The sequence below is a fragment of the Citrobacter sp. CK202 genome (genome assembly GCF_030333225.1).
In the GTDB taxonomy this organism is placed as follows: domain Bacteria; phylum Pseudomonadota; class Gammaproteobacteria; order Enterobacterales; family Enterobacteriaceae; genus Citrobacter_B; species Citrobacter_B koseri.
In genome coordinates this window covers 307,160-328,705 of sequence record NZ_JAOWGI010000025.1, presented here as the reverse complement: position 1 = coordinate 328,705, position 21,546 = coordinate 307,160, and the positions used below count along the sequence as shown (strand labels likewise).

The 21,546-nt window shown below is 54.9% G+C and carries 20 protein-coding genes and 1 tRNA gene; 10 read left to right on the top strand and 11 right to left on the bottom strand.

What is annotated here, in order from left to right; translation table 11 throughout:
* The first annotated feature begins 5 nt into the window (after positions 1 to 5).
* From OGX84_RS11135 to OGX84_RS11110, 6 genes are read left to right on the top strand one after another with little or no spacing between them, the layout of a single operon-like run.
* Positions 6 to 743 carry a heme ABC transporter permease gene (locus OGX84_RS11135; RefSeq protein WP_286458008.1) on the top strand — a complete coding sequence of 246 codons (738 nt, stop codon included), beginning with the start codon at positions 6 to 8 and terminating at the stop codon, positions 741 to 743.
* A complete protein-coding gene (ccmD, locus tag OGX84_RS11130) occupies positions 740 to 952 on the top strand; it encodes a heme exporter protein CcmD (RefSeq protein ID WP_012131557.1) in 213 nt (70 codons plus the stop codon). The genes OGX84_RS11135 and ccmD overlap by 4 nt, the downstream gene beginning before the upstream one ends.
* A complete protein-coding gene (gene ccmE / locus OGX84_RS11125) occupies positions 949 to 1,428 on the top strand; it encodes a cytochrome c maturation protein CcmE (protein WP_012131559.1) in 480 nt (159 codons plus the stop codon). The genes ccmD and ccmE overlap by 4 nt, the downstream gene beginning before the upstream one ends.
* Positions 1,425 to 3,368 carry a heme lyase CcmF/NrfE family subunit gene (locus OGX84_RS11120; RefSeq protein ID WP_047462438.1) on the top strand — a complete coding sequence of 648 codons (1,944 nt, stop codon included), beginning with the start codon at positions 1,425 to 1,427 and terminating at the stop codon, positions 3,366 to 3,368. Before ccmE ends, OGX84_RS11120 begins: the two co-directional genes overlap by 4 nt.
* Entirely contained in the window at positions 3,365 to 3,922 is a 558-nt protein-coding gene (gene dsbE, locus OGX84_RS11115) for a thiol:disulfide interchange protein DsbE (RefSeq protein WP_112001898.1), read from the top strand. Before OGX84_RS11120 ends, dsbE begins: the two co-directional genes overlap by 4 nt.
* Positions 3,919 to 4,968 (top strand): cytochrome c-type biogenesis protein CcmH, encoded by a 1,050-nt coding sequence (locus tag OGX84_RS11110; RefSeq protein ID WP_047462441.1) that lies wholly within the window; start codon positions 3,919 to 3,921, stop codon positions 4,966 to 4,968. Before dsbE ends, OGX84_RS11110 begins: the two co-directional genes overlap by 4 nt.
* Before the next feature lie 78 nt (positions 4,969 to 5,046).
* Here OGX84_RS11110 and narP read toward each other — a convergent pair whose 3' ends face one another.
* The 4 genes from narP to OGX84_RS11090 all read right to left on the bottom strand — a co-directional run bounded on the left by narP (position 5,047) and on the right by OGX84_RS11090 (position 8,062).
* A complete protein-coding gene (narP, locus tag OGX84_RS11105) occupies positions 5,047 to 5,694 on the bottom strand; it encodes a nitrate/nitrite response regulator protein NarP (protein ID WP_112001899.1) in 648 nt (215 codons plus the stop codon).
* Positions 5,695 to 5,904: 210 nt separating this feature from the next.
* A tRNA-Pro gene (locus OGX84_RS11100) sits at positions 5,905 to 5,981 on the bottom strand.
* A 73-nt stretch (positions 5,982 to 6,054) separates the two neighbouring features.
* Positions 6,055 to 7,815, bottom strand: coding sequence for an LPS biosynthesis-modulating metalloenzyme YejM (gene yejM, locus OGX84_RS11095; RefSeq protein WP_112001900.1), 1,761 nt, complete (start codon positions 7,813 to 7,815; stop codon positions 6,055 to 6,057).
* 19 nt (positions 7,816 to 7,834) lie between these two features.
* Positions 7,835 to 8,062 (bottom strand): YejL family protein, encoded by a 228-nt coding sequence (locus OGX84_RS11090; protein WP_012131565.1) that lies wholly within the window; start codon positions 8,060 to 8,062, stop codon positions 7,835 to 7,837.
* 134 nt (positions 8,063 to 8,196) lie between these two features.
* Between OGX84_RS11090 and yejK the strand changes: the two genes are divergently transcribed.
* Positions 8,197 to 9,204, top strand: coding sequence for a nucleoid-associated protein YejK (yejK, locus tag OGX84_RS11085; RefSeq protein ID WP_012131566.1), 1,008 nt, complete (start codon positions 8,197 to 8,199; stop codon positions 9,202 to 9,204).
* Between the two features lie 130 nt (positions 9,205 to 9,334).
* Here yejK and rplY read toward each other — a convergent pair whose 3' ends face one another.
* Positions 9,335 to 9,619 carry a 50S ribosomal protein L25 gene (rplY, locus tag OGX84_RS11080; RefSeq protein WP_012131568.1) on the bottom strand — a complete coding sequence of 95 codons (285 nt, stop codon included), beginning with the start codon at positions 9,617 to 9,619 and terminating at the stop codon, positions 9,335 to 9,337.
* A gap of 124 nt (positions 9,620 to 9,743) precedes the next feature.
* Entirely contained in the window at positions 9,744 to 11,504 is a 1,761-nt protein-coding gene (radD, locus tag OGX84_RS11075; RefSeq protein ID WP_047462446.1) for a DNA repair helicase RadD, read from the bottom strand.
* A 150-nt stretch (positions 11,505 to 11,654) separates the two neighbouring features.
* Here radD and rsuA point away from each other — a divergent pair, with 150 nt between their 5' ends.
* The 3 genes from rsuA (at position 11,655) to OGX84_RS11060 (ending at position 14,273) form a co-directional block, all read left to right on the top strand.
* Positions 11,655 to 12,353 carry a 16S rRNA pseudouridine(516) synthase RsuA gene (gene rsuA, locus OGX84_RS11070; RefSeq protein ID WP_112002099.1) on the top strand — a complete coding sequence of 233 codons (699 nt, stop codon included), beginning with the start codon at positions 11,655 to 11,657 and terminating at the stop codon, positions 12,351 to 12,353.
* Between the two features lie 49 nt (positions 12,354 to 12,402).
* On the top strand, positions 12,403 to 13,593 hold the full coding sequence (locus tag OGX84_RS11065; protein ID WP_024130168.1) for a Bcr/CflA family multidrug efflux MFS transporter: 1,191 nt from the start codon (positions 12,403 to 12,405) through the stop codon (positions 13,591 to 13,593).
* Positions 13,594 to 13,928: 335 nt separating this feature from the next.
* On the top strand, positions 13,929 to 14,273 hold the full coding sequence (locus tag OGX84_RS11060; protein WP_024130169.1) for a YejG family protein: 345 nt from the start codon (positions 13,929 to 13,931) through the stop codon (positions 14,271 to 14,273).
* A 3-nt stretch (positions 14,274 to 14,276) separates the two neighbouring features.
* On the opposite strand, the gene yejF is transcribed toward OGX84_RS11060, so the two are convergent.
* From yejF to OGX84_RS11035, 5 genes are all read right to left on the bottom strand, one after another.
* Positions 14,277 to 15,866 (bottom strand): microcin C ABC transporter ATP-binding protein YejF, encoded by a 1,590-nt coding sequence (yejF, locus tag OGX84_RS11055; RefSeq protein WP_112001901.1) that lies wholly within the window; start codon positions 15,864 to 15,866, stop codon positions 14,277 to 14,279.
* Position 15,867: 1 nt separating this feature from the next.
* On the bottom strand, positions 15,868 to 16,893 hold the full coding sequence (locus OGX84_RS11050; RefSeq protein WP_060815836.1) for an ABC transporter permease: 1,026 nt from the start codon (positions 16,891 to 16,893) through the stop codon (positions 15,868 to 15,870).
* Entirely contained in the window at positions 16,893 to 17,987 is a 1,095-nt protein-coding gene (locus tag OGX84_RS11045; RefSeq protein ID WP_012131578.1) for a microcin C ABC transporter permease YejB, read from the bottom strand. The genes OGX84_RS11050 and OGX84_RS11045 overlap by 1 nt, the downstream gene beginning before the upstream one ends.
* Positions 17,988 to 19,802, bottom strand: a complete 1,815-nt coding sequence (locus tag OGX84_RS11040; RefSeq protein ID WP_110494017.1) for an extracellular solute-binding protein — start codon at positions 19,800 to 19,802, stop codon at positions 17,988 to 17,990. It abuts the gene before it with no gap.
* 109 nt (positions 19,803 to 19,911) lie between these two features.
* A complete protein-coding gene (locus tag OGX84_RS11035; RefSeq protein ID WP_112001902.1) occupies positions 19,912 to 21,468 on the bottom strand; it encodes a cyclic di-GMP phosphodiesterase in 1,557 nt (518 codons plus the stop codon).
* Positions 21,469 to 21,546: the final 78 nt, after the last annotated feature.

Genomic DNA, 21,546 nt, shown 5'->3' with positions numbered 1-21,546 from the left:
GAACTATGTGGAAAACACTTCATCAACTGGCGATTCCCCCACGGCTTTATCAGATCTGTGGCTGGTTCATCCCGTGGCTGGCGATAGCCAGCGTGGTGGTGCTGGCGGCGGGCTGGGTCTGGGGGTTTGGCTTCGCGCCTGCGGATTATCAGCAGGGGCAAAGCTACCGCATCATCTACCTGCATGTCCCGGCGGCGATCTGGTCGATGGGGATTTACGCCTCGATGGCGGTTGCCGCATTCATCGGTCTGGTCTGGCAAATGAAAATGGCTAACCTGGTGGCGGCGGCGATGGCGCCTGTTGGCGCGGTGTTTACCTTTATCGCGCTGGTTACCGGTTCCGCCTGGGGAAAACCGATGTGGGGAACCTGGTGGGTATGGGACGCGCGATTGACCTCCGAACTGGTGCTGCTGTTCCTGTACGTCGGGGCGATAGCGTTGTGGCACGCCTTTGACGATCGCCGCCTGGCGGGGCGCGCGGCGGGCATTCTGGTGCTGATTGGCGTCGTTAATCTGCCGATCATCCACTACTCGGTGGAGTGGTGGAATACGCTACATCAGGGATCAACACGTATGCAGCAGAGCATTGACCCGGCGATGCGCGCGCCGCTGCGCCTGGCGATTATCGGTTATCTGCTGCTGTTTATCACGCTGGCGCTGATGCGGATGCGTAACCTGATTTTGTTAATGGAAAAACGTCGCCCGTGGGTGAGTGAACTGATTTTAAAAAGAGGCCGCCAATGACCAGCGCATTTGCATCCTGGAGTGATTTCTTTGCTATGGGCGGTTACGCCTTTTATGTCTGGCTGGCGGTTGTGATGACCGTGATCCCGCTGGCGGCGCTGGTGGTGCATACCGCCATGCAGCACCGCGTGATTTTGCGCGGCGTGGCGCAGCAGCGAGCGCGTGAAGCGCGGATGCGCGCGGCGCAGGCGCAGCGGGAGGCGGCATGAATATCCGTCGTAAAAATCGTTTGTGGATAGCCTGCGCGGTGCTGGCCGGTTTGGCTCTGACTATCACGCTGGTACTTTATGCGCTGCGTTCCAATATCGACCTGTTCTATACGCCAGGCGAAATTCTCTACGGTAAACGCGAAACGCACCAACTGCCTGAAGTGGGGCAACGCCTGCGCGTCGGCGGCATGGTCATGCCCGGAAGCGTGAAGCGCGACCCGGATTCGCTGAAAGTGAATTTCAGCATCTACGACGCCGAAGGCGTGGTGGATGTGACGTACGAAGGCATTCTGCCGGATCTGTTCCGCGAAGGGCAGGGCGTGGTGGTGCAGGGGGAGCTGGGCGAGAAAAACCATGTGCAGGCGAAAGAGGTGCTCGCCAAACATGATGAAAACTATACCCCGCCGGAAGTTGAAAAAGCGATGCAGGAAAACCATCGTCGCCCGGAAAGCGTTTATAAGGATAAAGCATCATGATGCCTGAAATTGGCAACGCGCTGCTGTGTCTCGCACTCGGCGTGGCGCTGTTGCTGTCCGTTTATCCGCTGTGGGGCGTGGGGCGCGGCGATGTGCGCATGATGGCCTCGGCGAGGCCATTCTCCTGGCTGCTGTTTATCCTGGTGATGGGCGCGTTTCTGGTGCTGATCAATGCCTTCGTGGTGAATGATTTTACCGTTACCTATGTCGCCAGCAACTCCAACACGCAACTGCCGGTCTGGTATCGCGTCGCCGCGACCTGGGGAGCGCACGAAGGGTCGCTTCTGCTATGGGTATTGCTGATGAGCGGCTGGACGTTTGCCGTGGCCGTGTTCAGTCAGCGGATGCCGCTGGATATCGTCGCCCGCGTACTGGCGGTGATGGGGATGGTCAGCGTCGGTTTTTTGCTGTTTATTCTGTTCACCTCCAACCCGTTTTCCCGTACGTTGCCCAACTTTCCGATTGAAGGGCGCGACCTGAATCCGCTGTTGCAGGACCCGGGGCTGATCTTCCACCCGCCGCTGCTCTATATGGGCTATGTCGGTTTCTCGGTGGCGTTTGCGTTCGCGATCGCCGCGCTGATGAGTGGGCGTCTGGACAGCACCTTTGCCCGCTTTTCCCGTCCCTGGACGCTGGCCGCATGGGTATTCTTAACGCTGGGTATCGTGCTTGGCTCTGCCTGGGCCTATTACGAGCTGGGCTGGGGCGGCTGGTGGTTCTGGGACCCGGTGGAAAACGCCTCATTTATGCCGTGGCTGGTGGGCACCGCGTTGATGCACTCCCTGGCGGTGACTGAACAGCGCGCCAGCTTCAAAGCCTGGACGCTCCTGCTTTCAATATGCGCCTTCTCACTCTGCCTGCTCGGTACTTTCCTGGTGCGTTCTGGCGTGCTGGTGTCGGTGCATGCTTTTGCCTCCGATCCATCGCGCGGGATGTTTATTCTCGCCTTTATGGTACTGGTGATCGGCGGTTCGCTGCTGCTGTTCGCGACGCGTGGACACAAGGTTCGCTCGCGGGTGAATAACGCACTCTGGTCGCGTGAGTCACTGCTGTTAGCCAATAACGTCCTGCTTATCGCCGCCATGCTGGTGGTGTTGCTGGGAACATTGCTGCCGCTGGTGCATAAACAGCTCGGTCTGGGCAGTATTTCAATCGGCGAACCGTTCTTTAATACCATGTTCACTTGGCTGATGGCGCCGTTCGCGCTGCTGCTGGGCATCGGGCCGCTGGTTCGCTGGGGACGTGACAGACCGCGCAAGTTGCAGCGGTTGTTGGTTATCGCGCTGGTGAGCACATTAGTGCTGTCAATGCTGCTGCCGTGGCTGTTTGAAGACAAGATTGTCGCCATGACGGTGGTCGGGCTGGCGATGGCGTGCTGGGTATTTGTGCTGGCGGTAGCGGAAGTCGCGCAGCGCGTTTCGCGCGGTACGAAAATGACGCTCAGCTACTGGGGAATGGTCGCCGGGCACGTTGGGCTGGCGGTGACGATTGTCGGCATCGCGTTTAGCCAAAACTACAGCGTGGAACGTGATGTCCGCATGAAAGCGGGAGACAGCGTCAGCATCCACGACTATCAATTCACCTTCCGTGAAGTGAAGGAGATTACCGGCCCGAACTATCGCGGCGGGGTGGCGATTATTGGCGTGACGCGGGAAGGTAAAGCAGAAGCGACGCTGCATGCGGAAAAACGTTTTTATAACAGCACCAGCTCAATGATGACGGAAGCGGCGATCGATGGCGGGATCACCCGCGATCTGTATGCCGCTCTCGGCGAAGAGCTGGACAATGGCGCATGGGCGGTGCGCCTGTATTACAAACCGTTTATCCGCTGGATCTGGGCGGGAGGGCTGTTGATGGCGCTTGGCGGGTTGTTCTGCCTGTTTGATCCGCGCTATCGCCAGCGTTCATGCCCGCAAAAAACCGCGCCGGAGGCTGTATGAAGCGCAACGTACTGTTAATACCTTTCGTCATTTTTCTGGTTATTGCGGCGGCGTTGCTGTGGCAGCTGGCGCGTAATGCGGAAGGGGACGATCCGACGAATCTGGAATCGGCGCTGATTGGCAAACCGGTGCCGACCTTCCGTCTCGAATCGCTGGAAAATCCTGGTCTGCATTATCAGGCAGACGTGCTAACGCAGGGGAAACCGGTGCTGCTCAACGTGTGGGCGACCTGGTGCCCGACCTGCCGCGCTGAACATCAGTATCTGAATCAGTTGTCTGCGCAGGGAATTCGCGTGGTTGGTCTGAATTACAAAGACGATCGCCAGAAAGCGATTACCTGGCTGAAAGAGTTAGGGAATCCTTATGCGCTAAGCCTGTTTGATGGCGACGGTATGCTTGGGCTGGATCTGGGCGTTTACGGCGCGCCGGAAACCTTCCTGATCGACGGTAAAGGGATCATTCGTTATCGTCATGCAGGCGATCTGAACGCCAGGGTATGGGAAAGTGAAATAAAACCGCTCTGGGAGCAGTACAGTAAGGAGGCCGCGCAATGAGATTCTTACTGGGCGTGCTGATGCTGGTGATCTCCGGCTCGTCGCTGGCTGCCATTGATGTTATGCAGTTCAAAGATGAAGCGCAGGAGCAGCAGTTCCGCCAGCTCACCGAGCAGCTGCGCTGCCCGAAATGCCAGAACAACAGCATCGCGGACTCTAACTCGATGATTGCCACCGACCTGCGTCAGAAGGTTTATGAACTGATGCAGGAAGGTAAAAGCAAGCAGGAGATCGTTGATTACATGGTGGCGCGCTACGGTAACTTCGTCACCTACGATCCGCCGCTGACACCGCTTACCGTGCTGTTGTGGATCTTGCCGATCGCCGCTATTGGCGCTGGCGGCTGGATTATCTTCGCCCGTTCGCGGCGGCGCGTACGTGTAAAACAGGAAACCTTTTCTGACGAGGTGACGCCGAAGGGACGCCAGGCCGGATTATGGCTGTTTGCTCCCGGGGTTGTGATCGCGCTGATTGTCGGGGCGGTAAGTTACTACCAGACCGGTAACTATCAGCAGGTAAAAATCTGGCAACAGGCTACGGCGCAGACGCCAGCGTTGCTGGAGCGCGCGCTGGACCCTGACGCGCAGCCGCTGAATGAGGAAGAGATGACACGCCTGGCGCTTGGTTTGCGTACCCGACTGCAAAGCGATGCTGGCAATGTGGAAGGCTGGATTATGCTTGGGCGTATCGGCATGGTGCTGGGGAATGCCAGCACGGCGACGGAAGCGTATGCCAATGCGTACAGACTGGACCCCAAAAATAGCGATGCCGCATTAGGGTATGCGGAAGCGCTGACCCGTTCTTCCGATCCTGATGATAATCGTCGGGGAGGGGAGCTGTTGCGCCAGCTGGTGAGAAGCGATCATGCCAACATTCGGACGTTGAGTATGTATGCGTTTAATGCCTTCGAGCAGCAGCGTTTCGGCGAGGCGGTTGCAGCCTGGGAGATGATGCTGAAATTGCTGCCCGCCAATGATTCCCGCCGGGCAGTGATTGAACGCAGTATTAAGCAGGCATTAGCGCAGCTTTCGCCGCAGGCGGAATAAATGAGTGTGGCAAGGCCGGATAGTACTTGCCACGCGACTTGTAGGCCCGATAAGCGTAGCGCCATCGGGCATATCTTGTTACTGCATTCCGCGTGTTTGTAAAAAGAGAATGGTCGCCGCGACGCGCGAGCGCACGTTCAGCTTTCGCAGTAAATTACGAATATGCACCTTAACCGTCTGCTCAGAAATATTCAGCACGGAGGCAATCTGTTTGTTCGACAGCCCCTGAGCCAGTTCGTGCAGCACGTCCAGTTCGCGTTCAGTGAGCACGCTAAAGGGATCTTCCTCTGCGCCAAACAGTTCCCGTTCGCGCAGGTATTCGCTGACGCGATCGCTGAATACCTTGCCGCCGTTGGCGCCAGCACGAATCGCTTCCAGCAGCACTTCCGGGTCGCTGTCTTTCAGTAAATAGCCGTCCGCTCCGGCATCAATCAGCGCGTACACGTCACTGGCAGAGTCGGAAACCGTCAGGATAATGATCTGTGCGGTGACGCCATCCCGACGCAGCGCATTCAGCGTATCAAGCCCGCTCAGGCCTTTCATATTCAGGTCAAGCAGGATCAGATCAAGATCGAGACGGTTTGCCAGATCGATAGCACTCGCCCCATCGCCAGCTTCGGCAACGACATTAAATGCGGTATCCAGTTCCAGTAATTGACGAATACCTCGTCGCATAAGTGGATGATCGTCCACAATAAGCACCTGAAAAGGCGTTGCTTCAGGCATACTATTCTCCTGAGTACATACTCGTATCATTATTGTTTTTAGCGCGAAAATCGTCCAGATTCATCGCGTTGATGAGAGAATAAATTTTACCCTATTTTGGGCATGGGTAAGTAGTAAAACCTTTTGATTATGCGGTGTTAGCACAGTACTGGAAGGGAACGGCAGGCATAAAAAAACCAACCGTAAGAGGTTGGTTTTTCTAAGGGATTTTGGTCGGCACGAGAGGATTTGAACCTCCGACCCCCGACACCCCATGACGGTGCGCTACCAGGCTGCGCTACGTGCCGACTTGTGGATGCCAATACTACCGCTTTCCACCACGAATGCAAGGGGATGTCTTGCTAACTGATTTATAATTAATCAGTTAGCAATGAATCGTTTCTCGTCGGTCAGTACCTGCAACAACAGGCTCAGCTGCGGCTTCTGGTCTTTGATCTTCTCGCCGTGTAGATCGTACGTCTGATAGGTGCCGTTATTGTTCAGTACCAGCGTCATTTCCGGCGTGGTAATCGCCAGCGTACTGCCGTCCGCCGCGGTCACCCAGTAATGGCGGCGCGTGGCATTGAACAGATCCTGTCCCTGCGAGTACTCATTGGCTGGCGTACTGACGTGCAGCAGTCGCTGCATCAGCGTCGTCATCAAATCCGTATGGTCGGTCAGAGTGTTGATTCGCTGCGCTGGCGTGCCCGGCCAGTGAATGATCAACGGCACTTGCAGATGGCCGCGAGACCAGGCGAAATGGCTCTCTTCCTGCGCTAACGGTACGCCGCGACCACCCGTAATAATCACCACGGTGTTGTTGAGTTTCCCTGCGTCACGCAGTGCGCTGAGCACCCGGTTAATCTGGGCATCCACGTTCTCTGCGGCGCGGGCATACCGTTTCACAAAGTCTTTCTGGTTGCTGTCGTCAACGTTTGTGCCGTTGAAGGAAACCCATGAGAACCAGCGGTTATCTTCCTGGGCGTAACGTCCTAACCAGTTAATCCACTGGCTTGCCGTCTGCTCGTCGGACTGCGTTTGCACGGTTGGCATGGAGAAGTCTGACAGCAGCGCCTGGCGGTAGAGCGGGCTGGTGAAGCCGTCAGAAGAGAATAGCCCTAACTGATAGCCTTGCTGGTTCAGCGCCGAGATCAGCGCGGCAGGCGTTCTGGTCGACAGAATACCGTCCATATAGCTGGGCGATACGCCATAGAACAGACCAAATATTCCATTGTCAGACGTGTTGCCTGAACTCATGTGGCGCGTGAACGACGTATTCTGTTCGGCGAATGCGGCCAACGCGGGCATCTGTTTTTCATAGCGGGAGTAATTCAGCGCGTCGACCGTAATTAACAGTACGTTCTGGCCGGTGCCCATGTCGCGATACTGCAAATCGCTCAGCGGATACTGAACGGAAACGGCTTCCGGGTTGCCTTGTTCCACCAGACGGCGCTGATACTCCTGCGCATCCAGCAGACCGTGTTTTTCCAGAAAACGGCGCGCCGTCATCGGGTATGACAGCGGTAAATTCGCGCGCTGCATGGTGATTGGGCGATAGAAGTTGGCGTCTGCCCAGATATACACCACATGCGAAGCGATAAATGAGACGAAAAAGAACGCGGCAAGCGGTTTGGCGAAATGGCGACGTCGCGTCAGGCTGCGCAGCTTTTGCCAGCTCCAGGTCGCAAACAGCATTTCGATTAACAGGATGACCGGCACGCTAATAAACATCAGCTGCCAGTCGCGCGCCATCTCGTTCTGATCGGGGTTAATGACCAGTTCCCAGACAATGGGATTCAGGTGCAGGTGGAAGCGGGTAAAAACTTCGCTGTCGATCAGCAACAGCGTCATGCCCGCCGTCGCCAGGATGGCTGACAAAAAACGCATCAGCCGTTGGGACATGACAATAAATGTCAGAGGAAACAGGATCAGCAGGTAGGCGGCGAACACCAGAAAGCTGAAGTGCCCGACAATGCTCAGGTACGAGTAAATACGCCCTGCAAGCGTTGTCGGCCAGTCTGCGACAAACAGGTAACGGCTACCGAGCACCATGGCCAGCAGAATGTTGAACAGTGCAAACCAGTGCCCCCAGCTAACCATCTGGGAGACTTTTTCACGGTAGCGCTGACGATGAGTTACCATAAATAGCCGTTCGTTTCCCTTAATGCGCTTTGTCGTCGTTAATTGAAGACTGTAATGCGCGGGCAAAAGAGTTCGCAATCGCCTGGCGTTGAGCCGGTGCGATGCTGGTGTTGATAAGGTTGGTGACCATGTTTCCCAGCACCATCAGGGAAAGGTCGGTCGGTGCCTTATGTTTTTCCAGTACGTTGAGCAGGTCACTCAGTAATTGTTCAACGTGTTCGTCACTATAGCGGGAGTGTTGTGGCATAAATCGCAATCAGTTTGTTCATGAAAGGGCAACATATTACCGTAGCAACAGTTTTTTTTCTGCTTTTTTATCTCCTGTTGCGTCACCGCCCGTCAGGTGATTGAATACCGCCCGGTCATAAAGGAGAGTTTATCATGAGTCTGGATATCAACCAGATTGCCCTGCACCAGCTTATCAAACGTGATGAGCAAAATCTTGAGCTGGTCTTGCGCGATTCATTACTGGAGCCGACAACCACCGTTGTCGATATGGTGGCTGAACTGCACCGGGTCTATAGCGCCAAGAACAAAGCGTACGGCCTGTTCAGCGAAGAGAGTGAACTGGCGCAAACGCTGCGGTTGCAGCGTCAGGGCGAGGAGGATTTTCTTGCCTTTAGCCGTGCGGCGACCGGCCGTTTACGCGATGAACTGGCGAAATACCCGTTTGCGGACGGCGGTATTGTCCTGTTCTGCCATTACCGTTATCTGGCGGTGGAGTATCTGCTGGTGGCGGTGCTGAACAACTTAAGCAGCATGCGCGTGAATGAGAACCTGGATATCAACCCGACGCACTATCTGGATATTAACCATGCGGATATTGTGGCGCGTATCGATTTGACCGAATGGGAAACGAACCCGGAATCCACCCGTTATCTGACCTTCCTGAAAGGCCGGGTAGGGCGCAAAGTGGCCGATTTCTTTATGGATTTCCTGGGCGCCAGCGAAGGGCTGAACGCGAAAGCGCAAAACCGGGGGCTGTTGCAGGCGGTGGACGATTTCACCGCAGAAGCGCAGCTGGACAAAGCTGAACGTCAGAATGTCCGTCAGCAGGTGTACAGCTACTGCAATGAGCAATTGCAGTCTGGTGAAGAGATTGAGCTTGAATCGCTGTCGAAAGAGTTATCCGGCGTCAGCGAAGTCAGCTTCAGAGAATTTACCGCTGACAAAGGCTATGAGCTGGAAGAGAGTTTCCCGGCGGACCGCAGCACGCTGCGTCAGCTGACGAAATATGCCGGGAGCGGCGGTGGGTTAACCATCAACTTCGACGCCATGCTGTTAGGTGAGCGGATTTTCTGGGATCCGGCGACCGATACGCTGACGATCAAGGGAACGCCGCCAAACCTGCGCGATCAGCTCCAGCGTCGGACGTCCGGCGGTAATTAACGGTTTTGACGTTATGTGTTGTAACGCCGGATAGCGGTGCAGGCACCTTATTCGGCTTACGGTTCATCGCCTTGTCACGCACCATAAAAAAACCCCGCCGTGGCGGGGTTTTTCTTCAACTTGTTGGCGATTACGCGCGAACGAAGTCGATGTGAGTCAGCTTCGGCTTGAACGCGTGACGCTGTACAGCCTGAGCTTTAACTTTTACTTCTTTACCGTCAACAACGATGGTCAGAACTTCGCTGTAGAACTCAGCTTTAGCTTGCATGTTCATAACCTGGTCGTGGTCCAGTTCGATAGCAATCGGGGCTTCAGCGCCACCGTAGATGATTGCCGGGAACTTGTTAGCGGCGCGCAGGCGGCGGCTCGCACCCTTACCCTGCTCTTTACGTACTTCTGCGTTGATAGTAAACATTTAAATCTCTCTTAAATAATTCCTGTTACAGGCGACCCAGCAACAGGTAAGTGATCTGCTTTGCGTATGCAAAAGCGGGCGAGATTCTATACTCAAATGGCTATCACATCAATCAAAAGTACGATTAACCGCGCAATTCATGTGCCCGCCGGAAGCGGCCTTCATAATCGAAGACTTTTTCGCGCACCTGCCAGTACTGGCCTTTCATGCGGGCGACGACAAAATCAGGGTGGCGAAGCAGCGCCTGTTGCGCCAGGATATCCGCCGCAGCGATCCAGCGTAACGGAATACCCGGCGTGCGGGTATGCGGGCGAATAAACAACTGTTCAAAGGCGGTGCGTTGAGCGGGCGTCTGCAATCGGAAGCGCTCACTCACATCGGCGCCGTCCTCATCGTAGTAGGTGATTTTCAGCCATTCGCCTTTCTCATCATGCCCGTGTTGTAACGCCATCCCGCTACAGCGCAATACCAGCGCATCTTTGAGTTTTAGCGCCGCTTTCAGCATATCGTCCGGGTCGACCAGAATCGTGTCGCACTCCCGGCAGCGCCGGGCGGCGATATCGTTTTCCGCGTTGCATTGTGGGCAGTTTTTAAAGCGGAAGCGAAAATCGCACTGTTCGCGATGCCCGTCATCATCTTCAAACCAGCCCTGGCAGCGGCGACCGAAATGCTCAATCAGCGTGCCGTCAGCGGTGGTTTTCCCCCAGAAGGTATTGGCGAACCCGCAGGCAGGGCAGAACACCTGCACGGGAACGTTGTCACTTTTGCCTTTTGGCGTGCCCACTTCCGGCGCATACAGATCGTGCGGGTTTCCGGCATAGTCGAGGATCAGACAGTCAGTTTTTCCAGGCGCAAGCCGCAGACCACGCCCCACGATTTGTTGGTAAAGACTGACTGACTCTGTCGGGCGCAGGATAGCGATAAGATCGACATGCGGCGCGTCAAACCCCGTCGTCAGCACGGCGACGTTCACCAGATAACGAAAGCGCTGGGCTTTGAAATCGTTAATCATCACGTCGCGCTCTGCGCCCGGCGTGTCCCCGGTAATCAGCGCTGCATCATCGGCGGGCAGCAAACCCACAATCTCTTTGGCATGTTCGACGGTGGCGGCGAAAATCATCACCCCTTTGCGGGTTTGGGCAAATTCAACAATCTGGCTGATGATGTGCGGGGTCACGCGCTGCTGCTTTTTCAGCTCGCGATTGAGGTCAGCTTCGCTGAACAGGCCGTTACTCTGTGCCTGCAAGCGGCTAAAATCATACTGCACCACGGGCATATCCAGACGCTCCGGCGGCGTCAGATAACCATGCTTAATCATGTAGCGCAGCGGTAACTCATAAATGCAGTCGCGAAAGAGCGCTTTTTCGTCGCCGCGCACCATGCCGTGGTAATGGAAATGATAAATCCAGCCTTTGCCTAGCCGGAAAGGGGTGGCCGTCAGGCCGAGCAGGCGTAAGTGGGGATTCACTTTACTCAGGTGCGCCAGGATTTGCTGATACTGACTCTCTTCATCGTCGCCGATGCGGTGACATTCATCGACAATCAACAGCGAAAACTCGCCCTGGAAGGCGTCAAGGTTACGGGCGACCGACTGCACGCTGCCAAACACCACCTTGCCGTGGCTCTCTTTACGCTTCAGACCGGCGGCGAAAATGTCGGCCTCCAGCCCCAGCGCGCAATATTTGGCATGGTTTTGCGCGACCAGCTCTTTTACATGCGCCAGCACCAGCACGCGCCCACGCGCCACTCGTGCCAGCTCGGCAATCACCAGACTTTTGCCTGCGCCGGTTGGCAGGACAATCACGGCAGGCGTGCGGTGGCGGCGAAAATGGTTGAGCGTGGCATCCACGGCTTCTTGCTGGTAAGGACGAAGTGTAAAAATCATGGTCTCACTACGATGAACGGTACAGGGAATAGTATGCCATGAATCATTTCCCTTGAGCGATGGTTAGAGCCCGTTATACTGGATGGACAACGGCTTCATTTTTCGGGCGTTATGCCCGATTTCCGTATTATTACAGGCAAAATCAAACTCATGCGACTTGATAAATTTATCGCTCAGCAACTCGGCGTCAGCCGTGCTATTGCCGGGCGTGAGATTCGTAGTAACCGTGTTACCGTCGATGGCGAAATCATCCGAAACGCGGCGTTTAAACTCCTGCCAGAACATAATGTCGAGTACGATGGCAACACGCTGGTTCAGCAAAATGGCCCGCGCTACTTTATGCTTAATAAGCCTCAGGGCTATGTCTGTTCAACGGACGACCCGGATCATCCCACGGTACTCTATTTCCTTGATGAACCTGTCGCGTACAAGCTGCATGCCGCCGGGCGGCTGGATATCGACACCACGGGACTGGTGTTGATGACGGATGATGGTCAGTGGTCGCACCGGATCACCTCTCCGCGCCATCATTGTGAGAAAACCTATCTGGTCACGCTGGAATCGCCGGTAGCTGCGGATACCGCCGAACAGTTTGCCAAAGGCGTGCAACTGCATAATGAGAAAGACCTCACCAAACCGGCCGTGCTGGAGGTGATCATCCCGACGCAGGTGCGTCTGACCATTAGCGAAGGGCGCTACCACCAGGTGAAGCGGATGTTCGCCGCCGTGGGGAACCATGTTGTCGAACTGCACCGCGAACGCATCGGCGCAATTGTGCTGGATGACGACCTCGAACCTGGCGAGTATCGCCCGTTGACCGAAGAAGAAATCGCCAGCGTCGGTTTATAGACCCGGTGAGCCAGGCGCTTTACGTCCCGCTAAATTCAGGAGTTCATTTGTGACCACCCGGCAGCACTCATCCTTTGCCATTGTTTTTATCCTTGGCCTGTTAGCCATGCTGATGCCGCTGTCGATTGATATGTATCTTCCGGCGCTGCCGGTGATTTCTGCCCAGTTTGGCGTACCGGCGGGCAGCGCGCAGATGACCCTCAGTACCTATATTCTGGGGTTCGCCGTGGGGCAGCTTATTTACGGCCCAATGGCGGATAGTCTCGGGCGCAAGCCGGTGATCCTCGGCGGGACGCTGGTGTTTGCGGCGGCGGCGGTGGCATGCGCGCTGGCGCAGACTATCGACCAGTTGATCATCATGCGTTTCTTCCACGGTCTTGCCGCCGCTGCGGCGAGCGTGGTGATCAATGCCCTGATGCGCGATATCTACCCGAAAGAAGAGTTCTCCCGCATGATGTCATTCGTCATGCTGGTGACGACAATCGCGCCGCTGATGGCGCCGATTATTGGTGGGTGGGTTCTGGTGTGGTTGAGCTGGCATTACATCTTCTGGATTCTGGCGGTGGCGGCGATTCTGGCATCGGTGATGATCTTCTTGTTGATTAACGAGACACTTCCCGTTGAACGCCGTCAGCCGTTCCATATTCGTACCACGATAGGGAACTTTGCCTCGCTGTTCCGACACAAACGCGTACTGAGCTATATGCTGGCCAGCGGATTTAGCTTTGCGGGAATGTTCTCGTTCCTCAGCGCCGGCCCGTTTGTGTACATCGAGATTAACCATGTGTCGCCGCAGCATTTTGGCTATTACTTTGCGCTGAACATTGTGTTCTTGTTTGTGATGACCATTATCAACAGCCGCTTCGTGCGCCGGGTTGGGGCGTTGAATATGTTCCGTACCGGGTTATGGATTCAGTTTGTGATGGCGGCCTGGATGGTATTCAGCGCGCTGTTTGGCGTGGGCTTTTGGGCGCTGGTGGTTGGCGTCGCGGCGTTTGTCGGATGCGTTTCTATGGTCTCTTCAAACGCGATGGCCGTTATTCTGGATGAATTTCCGCATATGGCGGGCACCGCCTCGTCGCTGGCCGGTACGTTCCGGTTTGGCATTGGCGCGATTGTCGGGGCGCTGCTGTCGCTGGCAACCTTTACCTCCGCCTGGCCGATGATTTGGTCGATTGCTTTCTGCGCAACCTGCTCCATTCTCTTCTATCTCTACGCCAGCCGCCCGAAAAAACGGTGATCTAATACACAACATGGAAGCTGGAAGGCTTCCTTTGTTGACGTACATCAACGTCAAATCCATCATTTTTTCCATTTATGTTTATTTTATGTAAAATCAATTTATGTAAAAAGTCACATCATTGTAGTTAAAAAGGTTGAGTTAGATCGCAGAAACGGGTACATATAGCCCGCAAATACGTCCGGCACTGGCAAAAAATATTTTAATAACGGGCTGTACAGGCCGCTCAGACCAGGGATGTAAGCGTTTTCGATCTGTTTAAGGACGGGTTGTCAATGATGTGTTAATATGGATGTAAATAAATTGTGAAGTGAATGTGCTTCCGGGGAAAGAAAGTGACTACATTACAACTCTCAATCATTCATCGTTTACCGCAGAACTATCGGTGGTCAACGGGTTTTGCAGGTTCAAAAGTTGAACCGATTCCGCAAAACGGGCAGAACACAGAAAACAGTCTGGTGGCGCTCAAACTCCTGAGCCCCGATGGTGACAGCGCATGGCCGGTGATGCATACACTTAGCCAGGCGCTTAGCGACATCGAAGTGCCTTGCTCCGTTCTGGAGTGCGAAGGCGAGCCGTGCCTGTTTGTTAATCGTCAGGACGAATTTGCCGCGACCTGCCGCCTGAAAAATTTCGGCGTAGCGATAGCGGAACCCTTTTCGAACAACAATCCTTTTTGAGCGTCAGCTTAGCGCGAGCAACTGACGCGTATACTCCTGTTGCGGTGCGGTAAAGACACGCTCACATTGCCCCTGTTCCACCACTTCTCCTTGTCGCAGTACAATGACCTGATGGCATAATGCGCGCACAACATGCAGATCGTGGCTGATGAAAATGTAAGCCAGGCGATGCTTTTGTTGTAAAGATTTCAACAGCGCCAGGATTTGTGCCTGAACCGTTCTGTCCAGCGATGATGTCGGTTCATCCAGAATAATCAGCGACGGTTTCAGTATTAGCGCTCTGGCGATAGCGATACGCTGGCGCTGGCCACCGGAAAATTCCGCCGGGTAACGATGGCGCGTCTCAGCATCCAGACCCACTTCCTTCATGACGGCGATAACCTGTTCTTCGCGCTGCCCGGCGGAAAGGGCCGGTTGATGAACGCGTAAGCCTTCTTCAATAATTTGCAGTACGTTGAGGCGGGGGTTCAGCGATGAGTTCGGGTCCTGAAATACCACCTGAATACGGTGACGAACCGGCAGCAACTGACGGCGGGTTAAATTTTGCAACGGCTGGCCGTCAAAAGTGATGCTGCCCTGCGAGCGAATCAACCGCAGTAAGGCCAGACCGGTAGTGCTTTTTCCTGACCCGGATTCACCGACCAGCCCCAGCGTTTCACCGGGTCGAAGCGCGAAACTCACCTCGTTAACCACGACGTTATGATCCACCACGCGTTTCAGAACCCCTTTTCGAATCGGGAATGCGACGCGAAGCTGGCTCACTTCCAGTAGCGGCGACGACTCACCGGGCAATGGAACCGGGGAGCCGGTGGGTTCGCTGTTCAGCAACTTCTGCGTATAGGGATGCTCAGGCGCGCTAAGCAACGGCAACGCACGGTTTTGCTCCACGCATCGTCCGTTTTGCATCACCGCCACGGCGTCCGCCAGTTTTTTCACAATGCTGAGATTATGGGTGATAAACAGCATACCCATATTCAGTTCGCGTTGCAGTTCACGCAGCAGTTGCAGGATTTGCGCCTGTACGGAGACATCCAGAGCGGTCGTGGGTTCATCGGCGATTAACAGTTCAGGATGCGTGAGCAACGCCATTGCGATCATCACGCGCTGGCGTTCGCCGCCTGAGAGCTGATGGGGATAATCGCTCAGCCGTTTCGCGGCCTGACGAATCCCTACGCGATCCAGGCAGCTCAGGATTTCGGCCCTGGCGGCCTCACGGCGCATTCCCCGGTGCAGGGACAGCACTTCGTAGAGCTGTTTTTCCAGCGTATGCAACGGGTTTAGCGATACCATCGGTTCCTGAAAAATCATGGCGATTTTATTGCCCCGCACGCCGCGCAGCGTCTGCTCGCTGGCGTGGAGCAATGACTCGCCATGAAAACGGATATCGCCCGCGAGATACACCGCAGGCGGAGAGGGCAGCAACCGCAGAATCGACAGCGCGGTGACGCTTTTACCGGAGCCGGATTCGCCCACCAGCGCCAGCGTTTCGCCTGCGTCAACCTGTAGAGAGATGTCGTTAACAACCGTGCGCACGTTCTCCTGATGGCGAAAACCTACCGATAAATTCTCAATAGTTAACAGAGGATGCGTCATCTTATACCGCCTTGTTGGGATCAAACGCGTCGCGTACTGCTTCGCCAATAAAAATCAGCAGCGACAATAACACCGCGACGGACAGGAACGCGGTGATCCCAAGCCACGGCGCCTGCAAATTATTTTTACCTTGCAGGAGTAATTCGCCGAGGGAAGGGGAGCCGAGCGGCAGGCCAAATCCGAGAAAATCCAGTGACGTCAATGTGGTAATCGAGCTGCACAAAATGAACGGTAAAAAGGTCAGCGTGGCGACCATCGCGTTGGGCAGCATGTGACGCAGGATAATGCTGCGATCGCTGACGCCCAGCGCCTGCGCGGCGCGGATGTAGTCGAAATTGCGCGTGCGCAGGAATTCCGCGCGAACCACCCCGACCAGGCTCATCCAGCCAAACAGGACGGTAATGGCCAGCAGCCACCAGAAATTGGGTTGCACCACGCTTGAGAGCAGAATAATCAGAAACAGCGTCGGCATTCCTGACCACACTTCGATGAACCGTTGCCCCCACAGGTCGATTTTTCCGCCGTAATACCCCTGCAACGCGCCCGCCAGCACGCCCATTACGCTGGAACAGAGGGTAAGCATCAAACCAAACAGGATAGAGATTCGCGTGCCGTAGAGGATGCGCGCCAACACGTCGCCGCCATTCGCGTCGGTTCCCAGCCAGTTTTGTGCGGACGGCGGAGAGGGGAAGGGTTTATCAGTGGCAAAGTTGATGCTGGTGGCGCCAAAACGCACGGGCGCCCACAGCACCCATCCGTGGTTTTCAAGCTGCTTTTGCAGCCAGGGGTCCTGATAATCCGCCTGCGTTGCGAACGGCCCGCCGAAATCGCTTTCGCTGTAGTTTTTGACCAGCGGAAAGTACCAGCTTCCCTCATAGCGCACCAGCAGCGGTTTATCGTTGGCGACCAGTTCGGCGCACAGACTCAGGCCAAACAGCACCAGGAAAATCCACAGTGACCAGTACCCCCGGCGATTATGACGAAAACGCGCCCAGCGGGCCTGGTTTGCAGGGCTTAATCGCGGCATCAGCGTCCCTCAAAATCAATGCGTGGATCAACCAGCGTATAGCTGATATCGCTCAGGATATTCAGCAGCAAGCCGATCAGGGTGAAAATGTATAACGTGCCAAACATTACCGGGTAGTCGCGTGACACGGTCGCTTCGTAGCCCAGCAACCCCAGCCCGTTTAAGGAAAACATCACTTCAATGAGCAGCGAACCGGTGAAAAACATGCTGATAAAGGTGGCGGGAAAACCGGCGATTACCAGCAGCATGGCGTTGCGGAAAACGTGCTTCCACAGAATGTTTTTTTCGCTCACCCCTTTTGCACGCGCGGTGACAACGTACTGTTTGCGGACTTCATCCAGAAAAGAGTTTTTGGTCAACATGGTCAGCGCGGCGAACCCGCCGATCACCGTCGCCAGTACCGGTAACGTGATATGCCAGAGGTAGTCGGTAATTTTCTGATACCAGGGCAGGGAATCAAAATTGGCGGATACCAGGCCGCGCAGCGGGAAGAGGTCGTAATAGCTACCGCCAGCAAAGAAAACGATCAATAAGATGGCGAACAGGAAGGCGGGGATAGCGTAGCCAACGATGATAAAAGCGCTGCTCCAGATGTCGAAACGGCTGCCGTTATATACCGCTTTGCGGATGCCCAACGGGATCGACACCAGATAAATGATGAGCGTACTCCACAATCCGAGCGTAATGGACACGGGCAGACTGTCTTTGATTAACGTCAGTACGGATGCGCTGCGAAACAGGCTGTCGCCGAAATCGAAACGAACATAGTCCCAGAGCATTTTAAAGTAGCGCTCATGAACAGGCTTATCAAAGCCGTAGCGATGCGTGATCTCCGCGATCACCTCGGGATCTAACCCACGTCCGCCGCGATAGTGGCTGTCGCTAATATTCCCTACGCCGGTCTGGGCGTGGCTGGCGCGAACGCCTTCGCTACCGGCGCCGGGCAGGGCGCCAGACTGGCCGAATTCAATGGCCGCGATCGCCTGGTCAACCGGGCCGCCCGGTGCGATCTGGACAATAAAAAAGTTGATTGTAATGATGGCCCACAGCGTCGGGATCACCAGTAACAGACGTCGAATCAGGTAGGCGCCCATTTATTCTCCCTGTCGTCTGGCGGCGGGAAGTTTTGCCGCTTTGTTGACGTCATACCACCAGGTATCCAGTCCAATGGTGTAGATCGGCCGAATGGCCGGATGGGAAAATTTATCCCACCAGGCGAGCCTGTCTTCCGCCATATACCACATTGGCAGCATGTAGTAATTCCAGGTCAATACCCGATCCAGCGCCCGCCCGAGGGGAACCAGCTTTGTTTTATCGCCTTGGGCGGCAATGATTTGGGCAATCAGTTTATCAATGACCGGGCTTTGCACGCCTGGCGCGTTGTAGCTGGAGTCAATGTATTCAGACGCCCAGGATATTTGTAGATCGGAGCTGGGCCACGGCATGGCGCGCCACAGTCGCGGCATCATGTCGTAGTCGCGACTGCGCATACGGTTGGTGATTTGCGAGTTATCAACCTGGCGGATGTTCATCGTGATGCCAAGACGCTGCAAATTATGCTGGAAGGGAAGAACCCACTGGCTGTTGCCGCCTGCCGGAAGCAGCAGTTCAAAGCTCAGCGTTTTGCCGGTCGCGCTGTTAACGCGTCGCTGGCCTTTCAGTACCCATCCCGCCTCTGTGAGTAATTTATCGGCTTTCAGCAGGTTTTCCCGATCGTAGCCATCGCCGTTTGAGACTGGCGGCTGATAAATCCGGGTAAAGACCTCCGGCGGCAGATCCTTTTTCATGGGCGCGAGTAAGACCAGTTCGTCTGCACTGGGGTAGTTTCTGGCGGCATACTCGGTATTCTGGAAATAGCTGTTTGCCCGGCTCCAGGCATTATAAAACAATGCTTTGTTCATCCATTCGAAATCAAATGCCAGGGTTATCGCTTCACGCACGCGACGATCGTTAAATACCGGACGCTGAATATTAAAGGCCAGCCAGCGCGTATCCTGTGCGGATTCATTTTTCTGTTCGTCTTTAACGATGTAATGGTTATCGAAGTTTTTACCGGTGTAGCGCGTCGCCCAGTTTTTCGCGTCATTCTCCAGACGCAGGTCAAACGCCCCGGCCTTAAAGGCTTCAAACGCAACGTTGTCATCAAGGTAGTAGTCGTAGCGGATGGTATCAAAGTTCCAGCGCCCCCGGTTTACCGGCAGGTTAGCAGCCCAATAGTTTTTTACCCGGGAATAGACAATGTACTGGCCCATTTTCCACTGGGTTATGCGGTACGGGCCGCTGGCAAGAGGAGGCTTAGAGAGCGGGTCGCTGAGCTTATGATCCTTCCAGAATTTTTCCGGCATGACCGGTAAAGAAAACAGGCTGAGCATATCCTCTTTACCGGGTTTGGCTAATTCAATGCGGACGGTAAGCGGAGCGATGGCTTTGACGGTCGTGCCTTTGTACACCAGACGAAATTGCGGCACGCCCTCGGTCATAAATTTATGGAAGGTGAAGGCGACGTCGCGGGCAGTGATGGGCGAACCATCATGAAAACGGGCGCGTGGGTTGATGGTCACTTCCACCCAGGAGTAATCCTCCGCATATCGCGCGTTGTCGGCAATGAGCGGGTAGTAGCTGCCGGGTTCATCGTCAGAGGTGGTAAAAAGCGTGTCGTAAAGCTGCTCGGTACGTGCGCCAGGATTACCGCGCATGGAATAGCGGTTGAAATTATCGAATGTCCCGGTCGCGGAAAGCGTTATCCGCCCCCCTTTTGGCGCCGCCGGATTGACATAATCGAAATGATTAAAATTGAAGGCGTATTTGGGTTCGCCAAGCACGGAAAAGGCGTAACTTTCTTTGATGGCCTGAGCCTGTACGCCAAAGCTGGCCAGGGCGACAAACAGAAGCATTACGCGAGCAATCATCGGAAAATGGTTTCCTTTTCTTATCACCTGCCACCGTCAGGCAAGCGTCAATCCTGAATAATAAGTGACGCAGCCTCTGTTGTGAATCCATTCGGGCAGAAGAGTGCCGTCACCATTTCGGCGCGGGCCGGGTATTCATCCAGTGAACGAAGTCCTCAAGCGCTAAAGGGCGGCTAATCCAGTACCCCTGGAGGAAGTTGACGCCATGATCGCGTAGCCATCGGGCCTGCTCCGGGGTTTCCACTCCTTCCGCAACGGTCAGCATATGCAGGCGCTTAGAGAGCATCAAAACCGCATCCAGAACTGGAGAGGTCACGGTTTCCGTACCAATCGCATTAATAAAGCCCCGGTCGATTTTCAGGTAGTCCAGCGTAAAGCGTTCCAGATAGATGAGGGCGCTATGGCCGGTGCCAAAATCATCAATTGCGATTTCGAATCCAGCACAGTGCAGCCACTCAAATAATTTAGCCGCTTCATGTTGATTGAGCATATCGCGTTCGGTAATTTCCAGTACGATCTGAAAATGATGCGGCGGTAAGGATTCCGCCAGGAGACGGATGTCCTCTTTAAAGCTGTTGCTGTGCAGGTGGTCAGGCGCGATATTGATGCCAAACTTTGCCCCGACAGGCAGTACCTTCTGCAACGCGGGGGCGTCGCGCGCCACGAGTTTAAACAGATGCTGGGTGAGCGGCACAATAAGCTGCTGGGCTTCTGCGTAATGAATAAACGCGTCAGGCGGGATTTCGCCTGCCGTAGGGTGACGCCAGCGTAACAGCACTTCCAGACCCGTGACCCTGAGCGTTTGGGTATCAACGACCGGTTGATAGACCACATAAAATTGTTCGCGCTTGATAGCCACCAGGATCTCTCGTCCCGGCTTCAGGCGGATAGAGCTGATGTAGTAGCAGAGCAGGGCGGCGATGATACCGCTCATACTGCCCAGCAGCAGGGCATAGCCCACGTCGTTATAGGTCCAGCTGTCGGCGTATAGCTGTATCTTCAGCGGCAGCCCTTTTATTGTCGCCTGGCGCGAAGGCGTACCCGACAGCTCTTTCACGGTCATTAAATGCGAAGAAAACGTCGAGAGCACGGTATCGCCAATAATTAATGCGATGCCATCAAAATCTTCCTGTCGGGCGGTGTAAATAAGGTAGGGCGTCAGGTTGATATTCAGCGAGGTAAATACGCCGCTCTCTTTTAATAACGGGTTGCGATACCAAATCGCCATCGCCGGTTTATCCGGCATCATCGGCGTGCCGGGAAGTATCGCCATATCAATCTCTTTGCGGATGTCGATATTGGATACCAGGTCGGTAAGCGGCGTGTCCATCGATCCGGTTGCCGACGAGCAGAAGGCGATTTTGTCTTTGACGAGCAAAAAGGCGCGCACATTCAGGCTAAAAGCGGCGCGGGAGGTCAGCTCGGAAGAGACTTGCTGGCAGTCATTAAGCGTCAGGGGCTGTAACACATCCGTCGTGGCTTTAAGGTCGGCGAAGTAGCTCACCAGATAATGTTGTACGTCGGATATCAGCGTGTCGTACTTGACTTCGCGTTTATGCCATGACATTAAAAATTGCAGGCTACTGATAAGTAACGCGACGATGACCCCTGTGAGAACGCAGGTGAGCAGGATTTTTCGCGAGGACGAGGAGGCGCGTGTGAACATAGTTACTGGTTCTACCTGAGGTAACCGAATGCGATTAAAATGCTTGATTTAAAAGACTATAACCTGGATTAAACTGCA

Coding starts and splice junctions, on each gene's coding strand:
- rsuA (WP_112002099.1), top strand. CDS start 11,655: ATGCGACTTGATAAATTTATCGCTCAGCAACTCGGCGTCAGCCGTGCT.
- ccmE (WP_012131559.1), top strand. CDS start 949: ATGAATATCCGTCGTAAAAATCGTTTGTGGATAGCCTGCGCGGTGCTG.
- narP (WP_112001899.1), bottom strand. CDS start 5,694: ATGCCTGAAGCAACGCCTTTTCAGGTGCTTATTGTGGACGATCATCCA.
- yejM (WP_112001900.1), bottom strand. CDS start 7,815: ATGGTAACTCATCGTCAGCGCTACCGTGAAAAAGTCTCCCAGATGGTT.
- radD (WP_047462446.1), bottom strand. CDS start 11,504: ATGATTTTTACACTTCGTCCTTACCAGCAAGAAGCCGTGGATGCCACG.
- OGX84_RS11120 (WP_047462438.1), top strand. CDS start 1,425: ATGATGCCTGAAATTGGCAACGCGCTGCTGTGTCTCGCACTCGGCGTG.
- OGX84_RS11050 (WP_060815836.1), bottom strand. CDS start 16,893: ATGCCGCGATTAAGCCCTGCAAACCAGGCCCGCTGGGCGCGTTTTCGT.
- OGX84_RS11035 (WP_112001902.1), bottom strand. CDS start 21,468: ATGTTCACACGCGCCTCCTCGTCCTCGCGAAAAATCCTGCTCACCTGC.
- ccmD (WP_012131557.1), top strand. CDS start 740: ATGACCAGCGCATTTGCATCCTGGAGTGATTTCTTTGCTATGGGCGGT.
- OGX84_RS11045 (WP_012131578.1), bottom strand. CDS start 17,987: ATGGGCGCCTACCTGATTCGACGTCTGTTACTGGTGATCCCGACGCTG.
- dsbE (WP_112001898.1), top strand. CDS start 3,365: ATGAAGCGCAACGTACTGTTAATACCTTTCGTCATTTTTCTGGTTATT.
- OGX84_RS11135 (WP_286458008.1), top strand. CDS start 6: ATGTGGAAAACACTTCATCAACTGGCGATTCCCCCACGGCTTTATCAG.
- OGX84_RS11090 (WP_012131565.1), bottom strand. CDS start 8,062: ATGCCACAACACTCCCGCTATAGTGACGAACACGTTGAACAATTACTG.
- OGX84_RS11040 (WP_110494017.1), bottom strand. CDS start 19,802: ATGATTGCTCGCGTAATGCTTCTGTTTGTCGCCCTGGCCAGCTTTGGC.
- yejK (WP_012131566.1), top strand. CDS start 8,197: ATGAGTCTGGATATCAACCAGATTGCCCTGCACCAGCTTATCAAACGT.
- rplY (WP_012131568.1), bottom strand. CDS start 9,619: ATGTTTACTATCAACGCAGAAGTACGTAAAGAGCAGGGTAAGGGTGCG.
- OGX84_RS11110 (WP_047462441.1), top strand. CDS start 3,919: ATGAGATTCTTACTGGGCGTGCTGATGCTGGTGATCTCCGGCTCGTCG.
- yejF (WP_112001901.1), bottom strand. CDS start 15,866: ATGACGCATCCTCTGTTAACTATTGAGAATTTATCGGTAGGTTTTCGC.